The organism is Brevundimonas sp. AVps4, assembly GCF_058681525.1.
On the sequence record NZ_CM178741.1, the window covers coordinates 1,098,586 to 1,120,426 of the forward strand.

Sequence of the window (21,841 nt, forward strand, 5' to 3'; positions counted from 1 at the left end):
CTCTCCCTCTTTGCGGACCGTGCCTTTGGTAGTTAGAATAGTCAATAATGAAGTTAGAAAAAGTAACTGCAAAGCCAGGGCGTCGTTATCATGACGCCTGCGGGGCCGCCCATGGGCTGGATCTGATCGGCGAACGCTGGGCCCTGCTGGTCGTGCGCGAGCTGATGCTGGGCCCGCGCCGGTTCGGCGATCTGAAGAAGGACCTGCACGGCATATCGGCCAATGTCCTGACCCAGAGGCTGGAGGGGCTGGAGGCGTCGGGAGTTCTGCGGCGTCGCAAACTGCCGCCGCCCGCCTCGGTCCAGGTCTATGAGCTGACCGACTGGGGGCTGGAGATCGAGCCGGTCTTCATCGTCCTGGGGCGCTGGGCGGCGCGGTCGCCCCAGCATGATCCGACCCTGCCGATCAGCGCCGTCTCGATCATGCTGTCGTTCAAGACCATGTTCGATCCCGCCCTGGCCGGCGACGCCGCCCTGGTCCTGGGCTTCGTCTTTGAAGACGAGACCTTCCGGGTTGAGATCCGGGACGGCGGTCTGGACGCGCGGCGGGGGCCGATCGACGACACCGCCGTGGTCCTGACCACCCGCCCCGAACTGGTGGCGGCGGCCGTTTACGGCAAGGTTCCGACGGCGGCGCTTGAGGCCGAAGGCGGGCTGAGGATCGTCGGCGACCGGGCGGTCTTCGAACAGTTCACTGGGTATTTCCACCTACCAGAAAAGGTCGGATTGGAAGCGTCGCCTTAGAAGGTTTGGTAAGGCTTGTCCGGTAGTTGCGACGGGTTAACCGCTTTCGGAGCCGGTCGTGTTCAAGTCCTTGTCCATATCCATCAAGCTGATGATCGCGCTCGGGGCGATGATGAGCGCGTGCGGCGTGGCGACCCTGGTCGTCCTGTTCAGCCTGGTGACGCTGCAACGGTCGGACACGGCCGAACGGTCCGCCTATCAGATCAGCGAGGCGGCCACTCTGACCCTGGCCGCCGCCGTCGAACAGCAAAACGCCCTGCGCGCCTATGTGGCGACGGGCCAGGAGACGGCGCGACGGGACTATCTGGCGCGCAAGGCCGCCTTCGACCAGGCGGCCCAGGCCCTGGACGCCAGCGACGCCGATCATGTCTACGCCGCCCAGCATCAGGCGCTGAAGGCCGCCAGCGACGCCTTTCACCAGCAGTCGCAGGGGCTGATGGCCCAGGCCGCCGATCCGGCGACCCGGCTCCAGGCCGAAGCGCGGCTGTTGCAGACGGCGGACCTGAAGGACATTCGCGCCGCCGTCGCCGCTGTCGATCAGGCCGCCGATGCGGTGCTGAGTCAGAGAAGCGCCGCCAAGAAGGCGGCTTTCGGACGGGGCTATGCGGCCCTGGTCGTCGGCGGGATCCTGGCCCTGCTGGTCGCCGCCGCCATGACGGTCTGGCTGGTCCGGGCGCTCAGCCAGCCGATCGTCGCCATGACCCGCGCCATGGCGCAGCTGGCCGGCGGCGATCTGAAGGTCTCCATCCCGGCCCAGGAGCGTGGCGACGAGATCGGCCGGATGGCCGCGGCCGTCGGCACCTTCCGCGACAACGCCGTCGAAAAGGCCCGGCTGGAAGCCGAGGCCCAGTCGCAGCGGGCGGTCAGCGAGGCCGAACATCGCGCCAATGAAGCCGAAAAGGCCCGGATCGCCGAGGAGGATCGGATCGCGCTTACGGCCCTGGCCGAGGGGCTGTCGGCCATGTCCAACGGCGACCTGACCTATCGGATCGAAACCGAGTTCGCGCCCAAGGCCGCCCAGCTCAAGTCCGACTTCAACGCCGCCATCGCCCAGCTGCAACAGGCGATGGGCGTCGTCCTGGGCAATGTGGCGGGCATTCGTTCGGGCGCGGCCGAGATTTCCCAGGCCGCCGACGACCTGTCGCGCCGCACCGAACAGCAGGCCGCCTCTCTGGAAGAGACGGCGGCCGCCCTGGACGAGATCACCGCCACGGTGAACAAGACCGCCGCGGGCGCGCGCCAGGCCGCTGACGTCGTCGACGCCGCCAAGGGCGACGCCGAGACCTCGGGCGTCATCGTCCGCGACGCGGTCGAAGCCATGCAGGCGATCGAGTCCTCGTCCAGCCAGATCAGCCAGATCATCGGCGTCATCGACGAGATCGCCTTCCAGACCAATCTGCTGGCTCTGAACGCGGGGGTCGAGGCGGCGCGGGCGGGCGAGGCCGGTCGCGGCTTCGCCGTCGTGGCCTCCGAGGTCCGCGCCCTGGCCCAGCGGTCGGCGGAGGCGGCGAAAGAGATCAAGACCCTGATCTCGACCTCCACCAGCCAGGTGGGCACCGGCGTGACCTTGGTCGGCCAGACCGGCGAGGCTTTGCAACGGATCGTCGACCGGGTGGCCGAGATCGACGGTCTGGTGTCGGAAATCGCCGCCTCGGCCCAGGAACAGGCCATCGGCCTGGCGCAGGTGAATACGGCCGTGAACCAGATGGACCAGGTCACCCAGCAGAATGCGGCCATGGTCGAACAGTCGACCGCCGCCAGCCACGCCTTGGATCAGGAAGCCCAGTCCCTGCAAGCCTCTGCGGCCCGGTTCAAGGTCGGGACCGTGGGTCAGGCCTTCCCCGCCAAGTCCGCGGCGCAACGTCCGGCGGCGCCGGCTCCGGCTTCGGCGCGGGCGTCTACGCCCCATATGGCGGCGGCCTTGAAGACCCTGGGGCGCGGCGGCGCGGCCCTTGCACCCAAGGCGGCGCCCGAAGCCGACGGCTGGGAAGAGTTCTAAACGGCGTCGCGGCTCAGGCCAGGATGTCCAGCAGGGTCGCCGTCATTTCGTCGGCGGTGCGGACCACGGCGGCGTTGGCGCTGAAGGCGGTCTTGGCCTGAAGCCGTTCGACGGTTTCCTCGGCGAGGTTGTCGAGCGGCGTGGTCGCAGTGCGGCGCGCGCTGTTTTCGAACCGCATCTGGGCGCTGGTCATTCCGGCGGCGGCGATGGAAAGCGCTTGCATGATGAAGCTCCAGGCGAGGCGGGTTCGATCGCCAGACTGCGTCTGTCCGGTCAACGTCGCCTGAAGGAACAGGGTGAACGGCGTTTTCCGCCCCGCTTCAGCCTTTATCCGTGTATAGAGCGCCCTTCATTCGCCCGGCCTGAGGTCTGTCCTCGGCCGGGCGCGGTCGTTTCGACGACCGCCTCGTCCGTCATTCCAGGTAGCCGATGCCCTTTCCCGCCGTTCACCCCGCGCTCGACCGCGCTCTGATCAACAAGGGCTATGCCGAACCGACCCCGGTTCAGGCCGCGGTCCTGGAAGGCGAGCACGCTGACCGCGACCTGCTGGTCTCGGCCCAGACCGGGTCGGGCAAGACGGTCGCCTTCGGTCTGGCCGCCGCGCCGACCCTGCTGGGCGACAGTCCCCAGTTCGGCCCCGGCGGCGCGCCCCTGTGCCTGGCCATCGCCCCCACGCGGGAGCTGGCCATGCAGGTCGCCGCCGAGCTGCAATGGCTGTACGCCGACTCCGGCGCCAAGATCGCCACCTGCGTCGGCGGCATGGATGCGCGCCGTGAAGCCCGCGCCCTGGGTTTCGGCGTCCACATCGTCGTCGGCACGCCCGGCCGTCTGAAGGACCATATCGACCGGGGCAATCTGGACCTGTCGCAGCTGAAGGTCGCGGTGCTCGACGAGGCCGACGAGATGCTGGACATGGGCTTCCGCGAGGATCTGGAGCACATCCTGGACCAGGCGCCGCCCGAACGCCGCACCCTGCTGTTCTCGGCCACCATCGCGCGCGAGATCGTCACCCTGGCCAAGCGGTATCAGAAGGACGCGGTGCGCATCGACGCGACCGACAAGTCGCGTCAGCACGCCGACATCGAATATCGTGCCTATCGCATCGCCCCCAACGAGATCGAACACGCCGTGGTCAACACCCTGCGCTGGTTCGAGGCGCCGCGGGCCATGGTCTTCTGCTCGACGCGGGATTCGGTGCGTCACCTGCAGTCGTCGCTGCTGGAGCGCGGCTTTTCGACCGTCAGCCTGTCCGGCGAAATGGGTCAGCGCGAACGGACCGACGCGCTGCAGTCGCTGCGGGACGGACGCGCCCGCGTCTGTGTCGCCACCGACGTGGCCGCGCGTGGGCTCGACCTGCCCGATCTGGGCCTGGTCATCCACGCCGAACTGCCGATGAACCGCGCCGGCCTGCTGCACCGTTCGGGCCGCACCGGGCGGGCGGGCAAGAAGGGCGTTTCGGTCATGCTGGTGCCCCACTCGCGCCGTCGCAAGGCCGAGCGGCTGATGGACGAGGCGGGGATCGACGCCGTCTGGTCCGGCGCGCCCACCTTCGACGAGATCCGCAAGGCCGATGAGGACCGTCTGTTGTCGCCGTCGCATTTCGAGGCCGAGGTGTCGGACGAGGACATGATCGTCGCCAAGCGGATGATCGCCGAGCGCACGCCGGACGAGATCGCCGCCGCCCTGGTTCGCCTGCTGCGCAAGGAACAGCCGGCGCCGGAAGAACTGTCCGATCCGGGCGCCGATCGCGGGCCGGCCAAACGCGACCGGGCTGCGCGCACCGACGACGGGACCGCCGCCCAGCCCTGGCCCGGCGAACGCCTGGGCGCCGATGAGGTGGTCTGGTTCCGCCTGGACGTGGGCCGCAACAAGAACGCCGACCCTAAATGGCTGATCCCGCTGATCTGCCGCATCGGCGGTATTTCCAAACCCCAGATCGGCTCGATCCGCACCTTCCCTGAAGAGACCCGGTTCGAGATCGCCAAGACCCATGAAAAGGGCTTCCGCGAGGCGGTCGCCGCTTCGAAGGAAGAGGTGAAGATCACGCCGTCGGAAGCGCCCACGCCGGGGTCGATGAAGGCGTCCCGCTACGCCGGCAAGCCGCGCGAGGACGGCGACCGCCCCTTCAAGAAGACGCCCTACAAGCGCGCCGAAGGCGGAGAGGGCGACGCCCGTCCGCCGTTCAAGAAGAAGCCCTGGGCGCCCAAGACAGACGGCGCCGCCAATCCGCGTTCGAATGCGGCGGGCGACAAGCCCTTCGCCAAGAAGCCGTTCAAGGCCAAGCCGGGCTTCAAGAAGGACGGGTTCAAGAAGGACGGCTTCAAGGGCAAGCCCAAGGGCTGAGACTTGATTGATTCTGGGCGGAGGCGCACCCTTCGCCCATGAACACGCCGTCCGAACCCCAGGGCCGATACGCCTCGTTCGAGGCCTTCTACCCCTATTACATCCATGAGCATTCCAACCGGACCTGTCGGCGCATCCACGTCGTGGGCACCGGACTGGTGATCCTGGCCCTTCTCGCCTTCGTCGTGACCCTGAATCCCTGGTGGCTTCTGGCCATGCCCCTGGTCGGCTACGGCTTCGCCTGGGTCGGACATTTCTTCTTCGAGAAGAACAAGCCTGCCACCTTCAAATATCCGCTGTGGAGCCTGATGGGCGACTTCCGCCTGTTCTTCGAGACGGTGTCCGGCAAACGCAAATTCTGACCGCGCGCCCTGGGTTTCGGAAGCTGCGCCTTTCTGGAAAATGGGTTATGCAGAAGGTGCGGCGGGAGGCCGCAGGGAAGGGGAAACGCTTCATGAAACGCATCGCCGCCGCGGCCGTCGCCGCCCTCATGCTCACGCCGGGCGTGGCCCTGGCCCAGAAGTCGGGAAGCCGCCCGGACTTCACCCTGTCGCCCAACTATGGGGAGGTGGAGCTGGAAAGCGGCTTCACCCCCGATCCCTGGACCAAGTCCATCCTGGCCGGCGGTTCCGTGGCCGCCTCGGCCGCCCGTTCGGGCTGCGAAGGTTCGGTCAGCGCCGCGCCGGATCTGCAACTGACCTATGAGGCCGGCGAACTGGACCTGACCGTCCGGGCCACGGCCTCGGAAGACACCACGCTTCTGATCAATACGCCCGACGGTCAGTGGCTGTGCGACGATGACAGCGGCGGCGATCTGAACCCTCAGGTGCTGATCTCCGATCCGCAGAGCGGCCGCTACGACATCTGGCTGGGCACCTATAATGACAAGATGGTCCAGGCGACGCTGGAGGTCAGCGAACTGGGCGGCTCCAGCAGCGGCGGCGGCGAAAGCCCCGATACGGATAAGGAGCCGAACTACGGCTCGGTGCGCCTGCGCACCGGCTTCACCCCCGATCCCCACGAAAAGTCGATCCTGGCCGGCGGCTCGGTCCCGGCCGCCAACGCCAAGGCGGGCTGTGAAGGTTCGGTCAGCGCGGCGCCCGACTATCAGGTCTTCTTCGAGGCGGGAAATCTGGACCTGACCTTCCTGGTCGAGGCGTCGGAAGACACCACCCTGTTGATCAATACGCCGAACGGCCGCTGGTACTGCGACGACGACAGCGGCGGCAGTCTGAACCCCAAGGTCCAGATCACCAATCCGCAGAGCGGCCGCTATGACGTCTGGGTCGGCACCTATGGCGACGACATGGTCCAGTCGACGCTGAAGGTCAGCGAACTGGACTGAGCCTTCGCAAATCCCGCACATGAAAACGCCGGCCCCTGACGGAGCCGGCGTTTTTCACGTCTTGAAGGTGATTTAGCGGGCGGCGCTTTCCCAGGCCGGCGGGCAGCCGTCGAAACGACCGGCGTCGGCGATGGTCAGGGTCCGCATGTTCAGACGGCGCGCCTGGGCCATCGAGCCGCGGCCGCTTCCGGTATAGAGGTCGATCTTCTCACCCTTGATCGCCCCGCCGGTGTCCGAGGCGTACCAGTAGCCGTCATGGATCGAGCCGTCGGCCAAACGCATGCCCACGGTTTCGCGGATGAAGAGCTTGGTTCGACGCGGAATGACGCGCGGATCGACCGCCACGGTGCGCATGGCGATGGGGCGACAACCCAGGGAGTCGTTGCCCGTCGCCCCGCCGCCGCCCGCGTGGTACAACCGGGCCGAGGCGCGCCAGTCGGGATCGCCGGCCATCAGCTCGGCCTGTTCCTCGGTCAGGGCCGCAGCCTCCAGATCGGGGGAACCGATGTCGTCCGCCGGGGTTTCAACCCTGGCTGCATCCGCCGCGACAGCGACATTGTAAGGGACTGGCTCGCTCGAAACCGAGGACAGAGCGGTCCACAACAAGGCGAAGGCAGCGGAGGCGCCGATCATCCGATTTGCTCATAGAGGCGCCGGCTCCCAACGCCGCCGGCGCGCGTTTTGTCGCCGGGACTTGTGGCCAGAAAGGGGCGCGGCTCAAAACGCCTTGATGACGACCGATAGGGCTGTCGCCAACAGATAGACTGCAAAGGCTTTTTTCAGGACGCGCCGATCCAGCCGGTGCGCCAGTCGCGCGCCCAGCGGCGCCGACAGGGCCGTCATCGTCCCCATGATCACGGCGGCGGGCAGATTGACATAGCCGAGCGACAGGGGCGGGCGGCCCGGCGCGTCCCAGCCGAAAACGACGAAACCGGCCGCCGCCGCCGCTCCGATCGCGACCCCGAAGCCCGAGGCCGTCGCCACCGCCTGGTGGATCGGCCGGCCGAACAGGCTCATGGTCATGCCGCCCAGACTGCCGCCCCCCACGCCCATCATGGCCGAGAACAGGCCGATCAGGCTTCCCAGGACGCCTCGGGTCCATCCCGTGGGCATGTCATTCCTCAGCACGTAGCGTTCGGGCAGCAGGCCCATCTGGGCCGCCACCAGGATCAGCAGGACGCCGTAGACCAGGGCCAGCCCCTCCATGGAGGTCACGCCGGCGATGGCCGCCCCCGCCACGGCGCCCAGGGCCACCCAGGGCGTCCAGGTCCGCAGCACCTGTTCGTCCACGGCCCCGTGCTTGCGGTGGGCGGCCAGGGACCGCAGGGCCGTGACCACGATGGTCGCCAGCGAGGTGCCGATGGCGGTGTGCAGATCGCCCTCGCCGCCCACGCCCAGGACAGTGAAGGCGTAGAACAGCACCGGCACCAGAACCGTGCCGCCGCCCACCCCGAACAGGCCGGCGATGATCCCGCCGAACAGCCCCGCCCCGATCAGGGCCAGAACCAGCAGGGCGATTTCAGACAGGGGCAGGCCGAACATGCCGCGCCCTTAGCAGGCGCGGGGCGCCTTCACCATCAGAACCGGTAGTTGAGCCCGATCTGCACGACGGGCAGGACCTTGTAGTCGTCGGCGTCGGCCTGAATCTCACGCTCCTCTTCCGCCAGACGATCCTGGAAGGCCGGCTGGTCGGACAGGGTCCCGCCCGAGGCGTTCAGATCGACCTGGGGCGCATCGCCGAAGGCCGCGCCGGCCAGCAGCCGCAGGCCCCAGCGCCCGTCATGGGTGAAGGTGTTGTCGAACCCGAGGCCGACGAAGGGGGCCGTGCTTTCCAGGTCGATGCGGCCGGTCAGGGTTCCGACCTGCTCAGGCGTGAAGACCAGGCCGCCGATATTGACCGGCTCGGTCGGGGTGGCGTTCAGATCGACCTTGCGCGTGCCGAAATAGGCGCCGGCCGAGACGAAGAAGGGGTTCTTGAACGGGTGCAGATCCACGAAGGCGCCCGGCGACTTGAAGTCGATGTCGGCCTCATAGTCGATGCCGTCATAGGTGTCGTCGCGGTCCCACTGAAGCGCGTCATAGCCGCCGCGCAGCACCAGATAGTCGTTCACGGCGAACTGGGCCTGAAGCCCGGCGCCCGGCGTGCCGACCTGGGCGCCCAGGGCGAACCGGCCCCGCTCCGCACTGGAAACGGGCGTCTGGGCTGCGGCCTGGGCGGCGGGCAGGAGGGCGGCCGCGGCGGCGGCGAGGGCGATGAGCTTCATGGCGGACTCCGGTCGCGAAAAGGGTTCGACGCTGAAAGGCGCGGCGACCCGGACGGTTCCCGTCCCGGCTGGGCGTCAGGCCGCCGCGTCGCGCCGCGCCTCGGCCTCGCGCACCGCCTCGGCGGCGCGGTCCAGAACCTCCAGCCCAGCGCCCGGCCGGATGGCCTCGACCGTCAGGATGCGGCGGAAGGCCCGCGCGCCCGGCCGTCCGTGCATCAGCCCCAGCATGTGGCGCGTCATGGCCGCCAGCCGCACCCCCTCCGCCAGCCGGGCCGCCATATAGGGGCGATAACGGTCCAGCGCCGTAAAGGCGTCGACGTCGATCGTCTCGGCCCCGAACAGGCGCCGATCCGCCTGACCCAGGAGGGCCGGCTCATGATAGGCGGCCCGGCCCAGCATGACCCCGTCCAGCCGCACCCCGTCGGTGTCGTCCAGCAGGGCCTCGGCCTGATCCAGATCGGCGATCCCGCCGTTGATCGAAATGTTCAGCTGGGGCCGCTCGCGCTTCAGCCGCCGCACCAGTCCATAGTCCAGGGGCGGCACGTCGCGGTTCTCCTTGGGCGACAGGCCCTGAAGCCAGGCCTTGCGCGCATGGACGATGAAGACCTCGATCCCGACGGCGGCGCAGGCGTCCACCGTGGCGAACAGGCTGACCTGGGGGTCCTGGTCGTCGACCCCGATCCGGCATTTGACCGTGGCGGGCACGGACACGGCCTCCCGGATCGCCGCCATACAGTCGGCCACCAGCGCCGGCTCGCGCATCAGACAGGCGCCGAACCGGCCCGACTGAACCCGATCCGAGGGACAGCCGACGTTCAGATTGATCTCGTCATAGCCGTAGGCTTCGCCGATCCTGGCCGCCTGGGCCAGCTCTTCAGGATCGGACCCGCCCAGTTGCAGGGCGACCGGATGTTCGACCGCATCGAACCCCAGCAGATGATCCCGATCCCCATGCAGCACCGCCGGCGCCGTCACCATCTCCGTATAGAGCAGGGCCCGCGCGCTGAGGGCGCGGTGAAACGCCCGGCAATGCCGGTCGGTCCAGTCCATCATCGGGGCCACGGACAGCCTACGCGCTTGGGTTATAGACATTGTTCAGTAATATCAAAACTTTGGTTGACAGACTGTGCGCTCGATCTTGCGCCGGTTTGCGACGTTGTTTCCGGCTTTTCGACATCTCAGCGCACGCAGAGCGCACACGAAAATGGCGAGGTATTCGAAGCTCCCGTCCGGAACATCGCGGGTCCAGGTCAGGAGGAAGGGTCGCTATATAGGCGAGACCGTCCTCAAACGCGATGATGCGCGGCGGTGGGCGACTGAGGCCGAGGGCCGCATTGGCCGCGCTTAGCGAGGTTCCGTGGCGGCGCAGCCGTTCATTATGCGGAATCGGCTCGGCGATCCCAGTGCCTGGACGGCGCGCGCCCCCTCTCCTCGGGCGTTGGCGGTTCATCGACTGATGAGGCGCGGGACAGCGGCCGTCAGCGCCGTTTCGATCCCTGTCGAGCCGGACGATCCTGATCGGACCCGCGACGCTCGTGGGGAGACAGTCGTGTGCGGTGCATGTCGCAGATGTCCTTTATCCAGGCGTGAACAGCCTTGATCCGTGCACTGCCGTGGACCTCCCTGTGGGTGCTCAGCCAGAAACGACGCTCTATCCAGAGGTCTGGAAGCACGCGTTCGAGCCCGGTCGCCATGAAGCAGGGCAGGACGCCGATCCCCCCGTTCCCGGCGATGATTTCCCTCTGGGCGCGGATGGATGAAGAGGAAAGGACGGGCTTCAAACCCGGTGAAACCTCATCGAGATACCTGAGCTCCGGCGCATAGATCAGATCCTCGACATAGCCGACGATGTCGTGCCCGGTCAGGTCATTGGCGTCCTGGGGCGTCGGGTGTCGCTCGAGATACTCCGGCGAGGCGTAGAGCCCGAGCTGATAGGGCGTCAGCGGCTCTACGACCAGGCGAGCGCTGTCGGGCGCGCTCAGGGTGATGGCCATATCCACTTCGCGACGGCTGGGAGAGAGAAAGGCCGAGCTGGCCGCCAGTTCTATCCGGAGATGAGGATGCTGCCGGCGAAGCCCGGAAAGGGCAGGCGCCAGGATGGTGGCGCCGAAACCCTCGGCGGCGCTGATCCGCACGGTGCCCGCGATGCGATCGGGATGGCCGACGCTTGCTGCGGCTTCCATCGCCACCTCGGCCTGGGCGCCCGTTTCGAGGAGGTAGGCGCCGGCGGCGGTCAGCCGAAGGCCGCTTTTGGACCTCACGAGCAAGGTGGCCTTCAGGGCCGATTCCAGCCTCGCGATCCGGCGGCCCACGGTCGCCGCGTCAATCCCGAGCCGGATGGACGCTGTCGAAAGGGAGCCGCTGCGGGCTGCGGCGAGGAACACTCGGAGATCGTCCCAATCGAACATGCGGAAATGCAATTTCAAACACGCAAAAACGCAGTTCAAGTCTGTAGATGAACAGTCTAGGGCTGGGCAAGATAAAAAAGGCAGGAACGCTCATGCGCGACATCAACCATTTCATCGACGGCGCCGTTTTCGCGGGCGCGTCGGGCCGGTTCGGCGAGGTGTTCGATCCCAATACGGGGGCGGTTCAGGCGCGGGTCCAGCTGGCCGCGGCCGGCGAGGTCGATCGCGCCGTCCAGGCGGCCCAGAACGCTTTCGAGGGCTGGTCCAGCACCAATCCCCAGCGTCGCGCCCGGGTCATGTTCGACTTCAAACGCCTGGTCGAGGCGAACATGAACGAACTGGCCGAACTGCTGTCCAGCGAGCACGGCAAGGTCATCGCCGACTCCAAGGGCGACATCCAGCGCGGGCTGGAGGTGATCGAGTTCGCCTGCGGCATCCCCCATGCGCTGAAGGGCGAATACACCCAAGGGGCCGGGCCCGGCATCGACGTCTATTCGATGCGCCAGCCCCTGGGCGTGGTGGCGGGCATCACCCCGTTCAACTTCCCGGCCATGATCCCGATGTGGATGTTCGGCGTGGCGATCGCGGTGGGCAACACCTTCGTGCTGAAGCCGTCCGAACGCGATCCGTCGGTGCCGGTGCGGCTGGCCGAACTGATGCTGGAGGCCGGGGCGCCCAACGGCGTGCTGAACGTGGTGCATGGCGACAAGACGGCGGTCGACGCCATCCTGACCCATCCGCTGGTCCACGCCGTCAGCTTCGTCGGCTCGTCCGACATCGCCCACTATGTCTATCAGACCGGCGCGGCCAACCATAAGCGGGTCCAGGCCATGGGCGGGGCCAAGAACCACGGGATCGTCCTGCCCGACGCCGACATGGATCAGGTCATCAAGGATCTGGCGGGCGCGGCCTATGGCTCGGCGGGCGAGCGCTGCATGGCCCTGCCGGTGGTCGTGCCGGTCGGCAAGAAGACGGCGGACGAACTCCGTGAACGGATGGTCGCCGAAATCCCCTCGCTGCGGGTCGGCGTCTCGACCGACGCCGGCGCCCACTACGGTCCCGTCGTCACGGCCCAGCACCGCGAGCGCGTCGCCGGCTGGATCGAGAAGGGCGTCCAGGAAGGCGCCGAACTGGTCGTCGACGGCCGCGACTTCAGCCTGCAGGGGCATGAGAAGGGCTATTTCATCGGCCCGTCCCTGTTCGACCATGTGAAGCCCGAGATGTCGTCCTATCAGGAGGAGATCTTCGGCCCGGTGCTCCAGATCGTCCGCGCCGAAACCTTCGAGGAGGCCCTGGCCCTGCCGTCGAACCACCAGTACGGCAACGGCGTCGCCATCTTCACCCAGAACGGCCGCGCAGCCCGCGACTTCGCCGCCCGGGTCAATGTCGGCATGGTCGGGATAAACGTGCCTATCCCGGTGCCGGTCGCCTATCACACCTTCGGCGGCTGGAAGCGTTCGGCCTTCGGCGACATCAACCAGCACGGCATGGAAGGGGTCCGCTTCTGGACCAAGACCAAGACCGTGACCGCCCGCTGGCCCGACAGCGCCCTGGAGCATTCGGACAGTTCGTTCGTCATTCCGACGATGCGCTGACCCTTCGCCGCCGTCACCCTCGGGCTTGACCCGAGGGCCGGATTGTCCGCGCTTGTGCGCCGACGCGGATGAACAGACGCGCCCGCCTCCGATCCTCGGGTCAAGCCCGAGGGTGACGGGGTCGGGGCGGGGAGTGACGATAGATGGACTTCGCCCTTACCGACGACCAACGCGCCATCCAGGACGCGGCGCGCGCCTTCGCCGAGGCCGAGCTGGCGCCCCATTCGGCCCGCTGGGACGAGGAGAAGCAGTTCCCCGTCGAAGTGATGAAACAGGCGGCCGAGATGGGCTTCTGCGGCATCTATACCGGAGAGCAACACGGCGGCATGGCGCTCGGCCGGGTCGAGGCGGCGCTGATCTTCGAGGAGTTGTCGCGCGGCGATGTGGCGACGGCGGCCTTCATCTCGATCCACAATATGGCGACCTGGATGATCGACCGGTTCGGATCGGACGCTCTGCGCGCGCGGTTCGTGCCCGATCTGGTCGGGATGGAGAAGATCGCTTCGTACTGCCTGACCGAGCCGGGCTCCGGCTCCGACGCGGCGGCGCTGCGGACCACGGCGGTGCGCGACGGCGACCACTATGTGCTGAACGGTTCCAAGGCCTTCATCTCGGGCGCGGGGACCAGCGACCTCTATGTCGTCATGGTCCGCACCGGCGGCGAAGGGCCCAAGGGGATCAGCGCCCTGGTGGTCGAGGCTGGGACGCCCGGCCTGTCGTTCGGGGCCCAGGAGCGGAAAATGGGCTGGAACGCCCAGCCGACCGCCATCGTCCAGTTCGACGACTGCCGCGTGCCCGTCGCCAATCTGCTGGGCGAGGAGGGGGCGGGCTTCCGCTACGCCATGGCCGGTCTGGACGGCGGGCGACTGAACATCGCCGCCTGTTCGCTGGGCGGGGCGCGGCTGGCGCTGGAGACGGCCCAGGACTATGTCGCGACCCGCAAACAGTTCGGTCGGCCGATCGGCGAGTTCCAGGCGTTGCAGTTCCGCCTGGCCGACATGGCGACCGACCTGGAGGCGGCGCGGCTGATGGTGCTGCGCGGCGCCTGGGCCATCGACGCCGACCATCCGGAAAAGACCAAATGGTGCGCCATGGCCAAGCGTCTGGCCACCGACGCCTGTTTCCACATCGCCGACGAGGCCCTGCAACTGCACGGCGGCTACGGCTATCTGAAGGACTATCCGCTGGAGCGGATCGTGCGCGACCTGCGGGTCCACCGCATCCTGGAAGGGACCAATGAGATCATGCGGGTGATCATTGCGCGGGAGATGGGGCGGGGATGACGCCGCCTATGGCCCCAGCCCCTTGGACGGTTTATGTTCTGACCATAATGGTCAGGAGGCAGAGCCATGCGTGAGATCGGAGTGCTGGAAGCCAAGACCTCGTTCACCAGCTTGATCGCTGAGGTGGAGCGAACGGGCGAAGAGGTGCTGGTCACGCGACGGGGGCGGGCGGCGGTCAAGATCGTGCCGGCGTCGCCGCAGCGCCGGACCCGGTCGCCGGAAGAACGCCGCGCCATAGCCGAGGAGATCATCGCCTGGCGCGACGCCCAACCCATAGACTCGACCCTGGCGGAGATGAGCTGGGACGAGCTTAAAAAAGTGATCCGCGATGAAGACCGTCACGATTGACGCCTCCTGCGCGATCAGCTGGCTGTTCGCCGAACAGCGCACACGGGCGGCGGATCGATTGCTGCTGGACGAGGCGATTTATCGGACGGCGCCGGATGTGTTCGCGTGGGAGATCGGCAACTTCATCTCATTGCGGGTGGGGCGAGGCCGCGCCGATCTTGACCCGTTGCGCGAGAAGCTGGATCAGCTGGACATTCGCGTGACGCCTCCCAGGGACAGCGAGGCGACGTTGGCCCTGATCGGTCCGTCCGTGACGCACGGACTCAGCCTGTTTGACACCGCCTATCTGCTTCATGCCTTGGGCAATGGGGGGGCGCTGGCCTCCCGAGACGCTGCCTTGTTGGACGCCTGCCGCGCCGTCGGCGTCGATGTTTTTGATTTGCGGGATTGAGCCGAGAATGACCACCGAAGCCGAAATCATCGCCCGCATCGAGAATGGCGTGGGCCGCATCACCCTGAACCGGCCCAAGGCGATCCACGCCCTGAACCGGCCCATGTGCGAGGCCATGACCCAGGCCCTGCTGGCCTGGCGCGACGATGCGGCGGTCACGTCGGTGCTGATCGACCATGCCGGCGAGCGCGGCTTCTGCGCCGGGGGCGACATCCGCACGCTCGCCGAGAGCGGGGCGGGGGATGCGTCGGAGGCCAGGGCCTTCTTCCTGGCGGAATATCGGTTGAACCATCTGATGTTCGACTATCCCAAGCCGATCACGGCGATCGTGGACGGGATCGTCATGGGCGGCGGCGTCGGGATATCGGAACCCGCCGCCATCCGCGTCGCCACCGAGCGGACCACCTACGCCATGCCCGAGACGGGCATCGGCCTGTTCCCGGACGTCGGCGGCGGCTGGTTCCTGCCACGCCTGCCGGGCCAGACCGGCGTCTGGCTGGCGCTGACGGGGGCGCGGCTGAAGGCGCAACAGACGATCGAACTGGGCATCCACACCCACTATGTCCCGTCCGACCAGATCGAGGCGTTGAAGGCGGACATAGTGAACGGCGGCGAGCCGATCGCGGTCGCCGAACGTTACGATTTCCGCATTCCGCCGGGCCTTTCGGACCACCGCGCGGCCATCGACCGGCTGTTCGCCTTCGACACGGTCGAAGAGATCTTCGCAGCCCTGGAGGCGGACGGTTCGGACTGGGCCCTGGCTCAGCTGGCGGTTCTGAAGACCAAGTCGCCCCAGTCGTTGAAGGTCTCGCTGCGCCAGATCCGCACCGGGGCCAGGCTGACCGCCTTCGCCGACAATATGGCGATGGAATACGCCCTGGGCGGCCGGATGGTGCGGACCCACGACTTCCAGGAGGGTGTCCGCGCGGTGATCGTCGACAAGGACAATGCGCCGAAATGGTCCCCTGCGGACCTGTCGGGCGTTACCGAGGCGACGCTGGCCGCCCTGTTCGCGCCTCTGCCTGAACATGAACAATGGACGCCGCTGCCCTGACAGCGTCCCCGCTTTCGCGGGGATGAGCGGGCGACAATAGGGAGAGAGACCATGACCAAGATCGCCTTCATCGGCCTGGGCAATATGGGCGGGGGCATGGCCGCCAACCAGGCCAAGGCCGGCCACGCCGTCGCCGCCTTCGACCTGTCGCAGGCGGCCCTGGACAGGGCTGCCGCCGCCGGCTGCACGCCTGCGGCTTCGGTCGCCGAGGCCGTGCGCGACGCCGAGGTGGTGATCACCATGCTGCCCGCCGGCCCCCATGTGCATAAGGTCTATGCCGAACAGATCATTGGGGCGGCGCCGTCCAGCGCCCTGCTGCTGGACTGCTCCACCATCGACGTGGAGACGGCGCGCAAGGTGGCGGGCCTGGCCAAGGCGGCCGGCTACGCCTTCGCCGACGCGCCGGTGTCGGGCGGGACGGCGGCGGCCGATGCGGGAACCCTGGCCTTCATGGTCGGCTGCGACGAGGGCGATTTCGCCCGGGTCGAGGCGGCGCTGGAGCCGATGAGCCGGATCACCATCCGCGCCGGCGATCACGGCGCGGGCCAGGCGGCCAAAATCTGCAACAACATGCTCCTGGGCATATCCATGCTGGGCGCGTGCGAGGCGATCGCCCTGGCCGAGAAGCTGGGCCTGGACCCGGAGCGCTTCTTCGAGATCGCCTCCAAATCCTCGGGCCAGTGCTGGAGCGTGACCAGCTATTACCCCTGGCCCGGCCCCGTACCCGCCGCCCCGTCGAACCGCGGCTATCAGGGCGGATTCGCCACCGCCATGATGCTGAAGGATCTGAAACTGGCCCAGGACGCGGCGGCCAAGTCCGGCGCCTCCACCCCCCTGGGCGCCCAGGCCGAAGCCCTCTACGCCCTGTTCGACGGCCTGGGCCACGGCGGCCGCGACTTCTCGGCCATGCTGCAGATGCTGCGCGGACGGCTGGACGCGCTGGAGGCCCAATGATGGCCGACACCCCCGGCCCGAGGCGCTGAATGCGCTGGATTCGGCCCTGTTCGCCGGGCGAGGCGCCGCGCCAAATCAGCCGCCTGATGCGGGAAGGGTGAAACGCGGTCGCGCTTTTCCGAGCGGTTTCGCCCTCTTGGGCCGATCTTTGGTTGAAAGCCGAGGGCGGCCGTCGAGGCGTTATGAGTCTGTCAAAAGCGCCTGCTAAGCCCGGCTCCGGGTCTGGAGAGACGGGCGACAGTCTTGGACGATCACGCGCGCTTCTCCGAAGCCTTGGAAATCGACGGGCAGCGCCGGCCGTTGATGCGATTTCTGTCGCGTCATGTGCGAGATGAGAGCGTGCGCGAGGATCTGGTGCAGGAAAGCCTGGTCCGCTTGCTGCTGTTTTCCCGTCGACACGCCGTCCAGAACATCTCGGCGGCGGCCAGGACCATCGCCTGGAACGTCATGCGCGACCACTTCCGCCGCCGTCGCCGTGTCGAGGCCGAGCCCTTGAGCGACGGCCAGAGCAGCGATGCGCCCCTGCCGGACCAGATGCTGCTGCACAAACAGCGGCTTCAACAGTTCGTCCAACTGCTCGAAGAGATGCCGCCGCTGCGTCGGGAAGTCTTCATCCGGCGTCGACTGCACGGCCAGACTCATGCGGAGATTGCCGAGGCTCTGGACCTGACGCCGGATGCCGTGGAAAAACACATCGTGCGCGGCATGCGGCAGTTGTGCGAAGCGATCGACCAGAGATGACCTCCTCCCTCAAAGATCAGGCCGCGCGGTGGGTGGACCAGGGCGGCGGCGCCGAGGCGTTGAACGACTGGCTCCAGGCTTCGCCCGAACACAGGCGCGCCTATGATCAGATCGATCAGACGATGCGCGATCCCGCGCTGGTCGAGGCCATGAGGCTGCACGACGCCCGACCCAAGGTCGTCGGGTTGCGCCCCCAGGCGCGCGCAGGGGCCTTCACACGCCCGGTCCGGGGCTGGACGCCGGCCCTGGCGGCCGCCCTGGTCGCCGGCCTGCTGCTGGTCGGAGTCTTGAGCGCGCCGCCGCTGCGCGAGCGGCTCTATCCGGTCGCGGCGCCCAGGTCGCCTCTGTTGGTGGTCACAGCGCCCGGACAACTGCGGACGATCACCCTGTCGGACGGCAGCCGAATCCACCTCAACGGCGACACCCGGCTGAGCCTGGCGCAGCAAGGCGGCGGACGACATGCGCGGCTGATCCGGGGCGAGGCCCTGTTCGACATCCGCCACGACCCGGCACGGCCCTTCGTCCTTGCGCTGGATCACGGCTCGCTGACCGATCTGGGAACCACCTTCAATGTCAGCATCTCCGGCGATCAGGCCGCCGTTCAGGTCTATTCCGGCACGGTTCGACTGAAGGGTGAGACGGGGGTGGCGACGCTGAACGCCAATCAACAGGCCGATTTGACCCGAGGCGTCGTCGGATCGGTCAGCGACTTCGACGCCCAGGCCGGCGACTGGCGGAGCGGTTGGATCGAGGCGCGCGATTGGCCGCTTCACCGCGTGGTCGAGGCGCTGAGACGGCGCAGCGGCGTCGACATCGTCGTGGCCAGCCCGGCCCTGGAGTCCAAACGCATCACGGGCCGGGTGCGGCTGGACACCCCGCGTGAGGATCTGGACGCCCTGGCCGACCTGCACGGCTTCGTCGTCCGAGAACGTTCGGACGGTCTGGTGCTGACCCAGGGCGGCTGAGGCGAAGGCGCCTTTCACAAAACCTTGTCAAAACTCCCTGTCCGGTTTCGCCGGACCCCGGCGTCGTAACTCCCGTCATCTCGGCCAGAGCGCCGGAATATCGGGGGATAGAATGACCAAACGCATCTACGACTTCCGCGCCTCGGCCCTGGCCGTGGCGCTCGCCGCCGGCGCCTGCGCCGCTGTGGTCACGCCTGCGGCCGCCACCGCTCCGGCGTCGTCCGACGCCGCGGCGCCGATCGCCTTCAACATTCCCCCCGGCGCGCTGGGCGAGGCTCTGATCCGCCTGTCGCGCGCCACGGGCCTCACTGTGGTCGCCGACCCTGAGGTCGTCGCGGGGCGGACGACGCAGGGCGCGGTCGGCCGCCTGACCGTCGAGCAGGCTCTGGATCAGCTTCTGCGCGGCCAGGACCTGTCCTACCAGCGCAGGTCCAATGTCGTAGTCATTCGGCCTGGGGCGCGCGCACCCCAGGCGGCGACGGATCGCGCCGTTCGCCAAGCCGATCAGCAAGCCGCAGCGCAGCTGGAAGAGGTGGTGGTGGTCGGCACCCGCCGCGACGCCGGCTTCAGAGCGTTCCAGGCGATCCAGCCCGTATCGATGCTGTCGGCCGCCGACCTACAGCATACCGCCACCCACAACGCCGCCGAGATTCTGGGGCTGCTGCCCAGCGTCAACGTCATGCAGAACGGCAGTTCGTTCCTGAGCGGCAGCAACGCCTATGCGATCGACGGCGCCTCGCGCGGCGAAGGCCAGTTCGTCTCGATCCGGGGCATGAACGCCGAATACAATGTGACCCTGTTGAACGGGGTGGAGGTGGCCCAGGCCCAGGCCTACTCCCGCGCGGTGCAGCTGAACCTTCTGCCGCCCGCGGCGGTGCAGACCGTGGTCTTGCGAAAGACCTCCACCCCCGACATGAACGGCGACGCCATCGGCGGGACAATTGATTTCCGCACCCCCACCGCCTTCGACTTTTCGGGACGGTCGCGCGGGTCGTTCAGCGTCAGCGGGCGTCTTGAAAGCCAGGCCCTGCGGCTGGACGCGGACGGCGCCGGTCAGGGCGTCGCCGCCGAATACGGCCGCAAGCTGGATGCGGAGGAACGGTTCGGCGTCTACGCCAGCGGCTATTATTCGGTACGAAACTACGCCAATTCGCTGATGGGCGGATTGCAGGCTGCGGCCAGCGGCGACGATTCCCGCGCCTATGCCGTGGTGGACGCCGACGGGAACAATCCCGCCGGGGTCGACCCGATCTCCAACATCCTCCTGGCGGGGATGAACATCGGCGTGTCCAGCGGCCGGACGGAGATGTGGGGGGGAACGCTTTCGCTGGATTGGCGGCCGGACGCCGACACCAGCGTCTATCTCCGGGGAACCTCCGCCCGCAATTTCACGACCCAGAACTCCAGCCTGAACCAGATCATCGGCGAACACGCCGTCAATCGCGAGGGGCGCAGTCCGTTCAAGACCGACCTGGACGGGAATTTCATCCTCGACAGAAACGGCGACAAGATCGTCAGCGACAATGTCTACAAGACCGACGCCGCAGGCGGCTACATCCTGGATGCTGACGGCAACAAGGTCTTCCAGGGCAAGTACATCGACCTGGGCGGCGGTCGCTACGGCACCACAATTCCCTTCGTCTCGAACCGGCTCTGGTACGAGACCAACCCGGAGCGGGCGGAGCTGATCACCCTGTCTCTGGGCATGGACAAACAGGCGAACGGCTGGACGTTCGCTCCGAACGCCTTCTATTCGCAGGGGCGCAACGATCGCCCGGACCATCTGGAGCTTTGGACCACTTCGGTGCCGATCGGCGGCGCCAGCGCCGGGGCCTCCCCGTTCGGACGGCCGACCCTGGTGAGTTATAATTCCAGCGGCTACCCCGTGCCCCAGCTGACGCCGGACATGGAAAGGGCGGCCTCCAATCCCGGCTCCATGCCCGCCGCCTGTTGCTATGAAAAGACCACCGGCCTCAGCGAGCAGACCAAATACGGCGCCAAGCTGGACGTCAGCCGCGAAAGAGACGGCGATTTCGCCCGTCTGATCAGCGGGGGGCTTCGCTACGTGCGCAGCAGCCGCGACGTCAGCAACCGCGACTGGACGGTGAACGAACCCAATCCTTTAGCCACGATCGCCGACGACCGCCGACTGCTGAAGGGGTATTTTCCGGGCTTTCCCGGTCAGTACGACTATCCGATCCCCGATTTCGATCTGGATGAACTGTCGCGTCGCTTCGGCGCCCTGACCGACACCCAGGCCAAGCTGGACGCCGCCAGCGACATCTGCACCGGAAGCGACGCCGCCTGGAAGGTCGTCACCAACGAGAACTGCAACACCCTGAGCGGCAGCGAGGCGGTGTGGGCCGGCTATATCAGCGCCTTGTCCGTTGTCGGCGACGCCCAGGTGGTGGCGGGCCTGCGTTATGAAAAGAGCATCATCCACAACCGCTACTGGGTGCGCCAATGGAATGAGGCGGGGGACGAGGTTCTGGGCGCCTTCGACAGCAACCGATCCGCCTATTCAAAACTGCTGCCCAGCATCGCCCTGACCTATCGCCCCAGCGATCGCTCCGTCTATCGCGCCAGTCTTTGGACCAGCTACACCCGGCCGCCCTTCTTCCAACTGGGGGGATCGGCGACCCAGACCTATGATCCGGCGACGCGCGTGACCTCGATCACGCGCGGCAATCCGGACCTCAAGGCGATCGACGCGATCAACTTCGACGTCAGCGGCGGGTGGACCTTCGATCAACACGGCTATCTGAACATCGGCGCCTATTACAAGCACCTGTCCAACTACATCTACGGCAGCGGCTCGAACTATGTGAACTCCGAACGCGGCCAGATCAGCCGAGTCATCGTCAACCAGCCCCGTAACGGCGGCGACGGGGATCTGTTCGGCGTCGAGTTCGAAGGGCAGCAGAAGCTGGGCGCGCTGAACCCTGTGCTCGACGGTTTCTCCATCGGCGGAAATCTGACGCTGCAGCATTCCGAAGTCGACATCGGCGCCGAGTGGGGCCGCCATCAGCGCATGCAGAACGCGCCGAACGTCACCGGCAATATCGGCGTCTTCTACGCCGACGACCGCTTCACCCTGGATCTTCTCTATCGCTACACCAGCGACTTCCTGCAGAAGTACGATCTGTTCTCGACGGGCTCGAGCTGGAGCGACGTCTGGGTCCGCCCGACGAGGCGGGTCGATCTGCACGCGGGCTATCGCCTGGGCGCGGTCGATCTGGACCTTTCGATCGCGAACCTGACCGGAACCCACAGCTATTGGTCGCATGTCGGCCGCAACAGCTCCGCCATCTCCGACATCGTCCAGTCGGGACGGACGGCCCTCCTGACCGCCAAGTACAGCTTCTAGTCCAGCCTTTCCGGCGCGCGGCGACGCCGCGCGTCGTCCCG

General features: G+C 67.4%; 20 protein-coding genes. 14 read left to right on the plus strand and 6 right to left on the minus strand.

The features are described 5' to 3' along the window. Positions 1-47: 47 nt before the first annotated feature. Together ACW178_RS05440 and ACW178_RS05445 are read left to right on the plus strand one after the other, a co-directional pair. Complete coding sequence (locus tag ACW178_RS05440) at positions 48-743, plus strand: winged helix-turn-helix transcriptional regulator (RefSeq protein ID WP_191558194.1); 696 nt, start codon at positions 48-50, stop codon at positions 741-743. A 91-nt stretch (positions 744-834) separates the two neighbouring features. Continuing rightward, complete coding sequence (locus ACW178_RS05445) at positions 835-2,742, plus strand: methyl-accepting chemotaxis protein (RefSeq protein WP_492025049.1); 1,908 nt, start codon at positions 835-837, stop codon at positions 2,740-2,742. Positions 2,743-2,755: 13 nt separating this feature from the next. Here the strand turns inward: ACW178_RS05445 and ACW178_RS05450 are convergent, their stop codons facing one another. Next, complete coding sequence (locus ACW178_RS05450) at positions 2,756-2,965, minus strand: flagellar basal body rod C-terminal domain-containing protein (protein ID WP_191558195.1); 210 nt, start codon at positions 2,963-2,965, stop codon at positions 2,756-2,758. Between the two features lie 206 nt (positions 2,966-3,171). Between ACW178_RS05450 and ACW178_RS05455 the strand changes: the two genes are divergently transcribed. The 3 genes from ACW178_RS05455 (at position 3,172) to ACW178_RS05465 (ending at position 6,430) form a co-directional block, all read left to right on the plus strand. Beyond that, a complete protein-coding gene (locus ACW178_RS05455) occupies positions 3,172-5,085 on the plus strand; it encodes a DEAD/DEAH box helicase (RefSeq protein WP_191558196.1) in 1,914 nt (637 codons plus the stop codon). Between the two features lie 38 nt (positions 5,086-5,123). Beyond that, positions 5,124-5,447: an Mpo1-like protein gene (locus tag ACW178_RS05460; protein WP_191555174.1), complete on the plus strand. Its 324-nt coding sequence runs from the start codon at positions 5,124-5,126 to the stop codon at positions 5,445-5,447. A gap of 92 nt (positions 5,448-5,539) precedes the next feature. Further along, the gene (locus ACW178_RS05465; protein ID WP_191558197.1) at positions 5,540-6,430 is read left to right on the plus strand and encodes a hypothetical protein; all 891 of its coding nucleotides are present in this window, start codon (positions 5,540-5,542) and stop codon (positions 6,428-6,430) included. Positions 6,431-6,502: 72 nt separating this feature from the next. Here the strand turns inward: ACW178_RS05465 and ACW178_RS05470 are convergent, their stop codons facing one another. The 5 genes from ACW178_RS05470 to ACW178_RS05490 all read right to left on the minus strand — a co-directional run bounded on the left by ACW178_RS05470 (position 6,503) and on the right by ACW178_RS05490 (position 11,102). Beyond that, complete coding sequence (locus ACW178_RS05470) at positions 6,503-7,063, minus strand: 3D domain-containing protein (protein ID WP_287103394.1); 561 nt, start codon at positions 7,061-7,063, stop codon at positions 6,503-6,505. Between the two features lie 84 nt (positions 7,064-7,147). Next, entirely contained in the window at positions 7,148-7,972 is an 825-nt protein-coding gene (locus tag ACW178_RS05475; RefSeq protein ID WP_287103396.1) for a sulfite exporter TauE/SafE family protein, read from the minus strand. 35 nt (positions 7,973-8,007) lie between these two features. Then, positions 8,008-8,694 carry a hypothetical protein gene (locus ACW178_RS05480; RefSeq protein WP_183217981.1) on the minus strand — a complete coding sequence of 229 codons (687 nt, stop codon included), beginning with the start codon at positions 8,692-8,694 and terminating at the stop codon, positions 8,008-8,010. 75 nt (positions 8,695-8,769) lie between these two features. After that, complete coding sequence (gene dusA, locus ACW178_RS05485) at positions 8,770-9,747, minus strand: tRNA dihydrouridine(20/20a) synthase DusA (protein WP_492025050.1); 978 nt, start codon at positions 9,745-9,747, stop codon at positions 8,770-8,772. A gap of 425 nt (positions 9,748-10,172) precedes the next feature. Further along, positions 10,173-11,102, minus strand: coding sequence for a LysR family transcriptional regulator (locus ACW178_RS05490; protein WP_492024934.1), 930 nt, complete (start codon positions 11,100-11,102; stop codon positions 10,173-10,175). Between the two features lie 92 nt (positions 11,103-11,194). Here ACW178_RS05490 and ACW178_RS05495 point away from each other — a divergent pair, with 92 nt between their 5' ends. From ACW178_RS05495 to ACW178_RS05535, 9 genes are all read left to right on the plus strand, one after another. Next, on the plus strand, positions 11,195-12,697 hold the full coding sequence (locus ACW178_RS05495; RefSeq protein WP_182714148.1) for a CoA-acylating methylmalonate-semialdehyde dehydrogenase: 1,503 nt from the start codon (positions 11,195-11,197) through the stop codon (positions 12,695-12,697). Between the two features lie 143 nt (positions 12,698-12,840). Then, entirely contained in the window at positions 12,841-13,980 is a 1,140-nt protein-coding gene (locus ACW178_RS05500) for an isobutyryl-CoA dehydrogenase (protein ID WP_287103404.1), read from the plus strand. Between the two features lie 66 nt (positions 13,981-14,046). After that, positions 14,047-14,328 (plus strand): type II toxin-antitoxin system Phd/YefM family antitoxin, encoded by a 282-nt coding sequence (locus ACW178_RS05505; RefSeq protein WP_182714146.1) that lies wholly within the window; start codon positions 14,047-14,049, stop codon positions 14,326-14,328. Beyond that, positions 14,309-14,719, plus strand: a complete 411-nt coding sequence (locus ACW178_RS05510; RefSeq protein ID WP_353781485.1) for a type II toxin-antitoxin system VapC family toxin — start codon at positions 14,309-14,311, stop codon at positions 14,717-14,719. The genes ACW178_RS05505 and ACW178_RS05510 overlap by 20 nt, the downstream gene beginning before the upstream one ends. 7 nt (positions 14,720-14,726) lie before the next feature. Continuing rightward, positions 14,727-15,773, plus strand: a complete 1,047-nt coding sequence (locus ACW178_RS05515; RefSeq protein WP_287103409.1) for an enoyl-CoA hydratase/isomerase family protein — start codon at positions 14,727-14,729, stop codon at positions 15,771-15,773. Positions 15,774-15,824: 51 nt separating this feature from the next. Then, positions 15,825-16,727, plus strand: a complete 903-nt coding sequence (mmsB, locus tag ACW178_RS05520; RefSeq protein ID WP_152949563.1) for a 3-hydroxyisobutyrate dehydrogenase — start codon at positions 15,825-15,827, stop codon at positions 16,725-16,727. A 243-nt stretch (positions 16,728-16,970) separates the two neighbouring features. Continuing rightward, complete coding sequence (locus ACW178_RS05525; RefSeq protein ID WP_182714142.1) at positions 16,971-17,468, plus strand: RNA polymerase sigma factor; 498 nt, start codon at positions 16,971-16,973, stop codon at positions 17,466-17,468. Continuing rightward, entirely contained in the window at positions 17,465-18,433 is a 969-nt protein-coding gene (locus ACW178_RS05530; RefSeq protein ID WP_492024935.1) for a FecR family protein, read from the plus strand. The genes ACW178_RS05525 and ACW178_RS05530 overlap by 4 nt, the downstream gene beginning before the upstream one ends. Before the next feature lie 112 nt (positions 18,434-18,545). Then, positions 18,546-21,800: a TonB-dependent receptor gene (locus ACW178_RS05535; RefSeq protein ID WP_492024936.1), complete on the plus strand. Its 3,255-nt coding sequence runs from the start codon at positions 18,546-18,548 to the stop codon at positions 21,798-21,800. Positions 21,801-21,841: the final 41 nt, after the last annotated feature.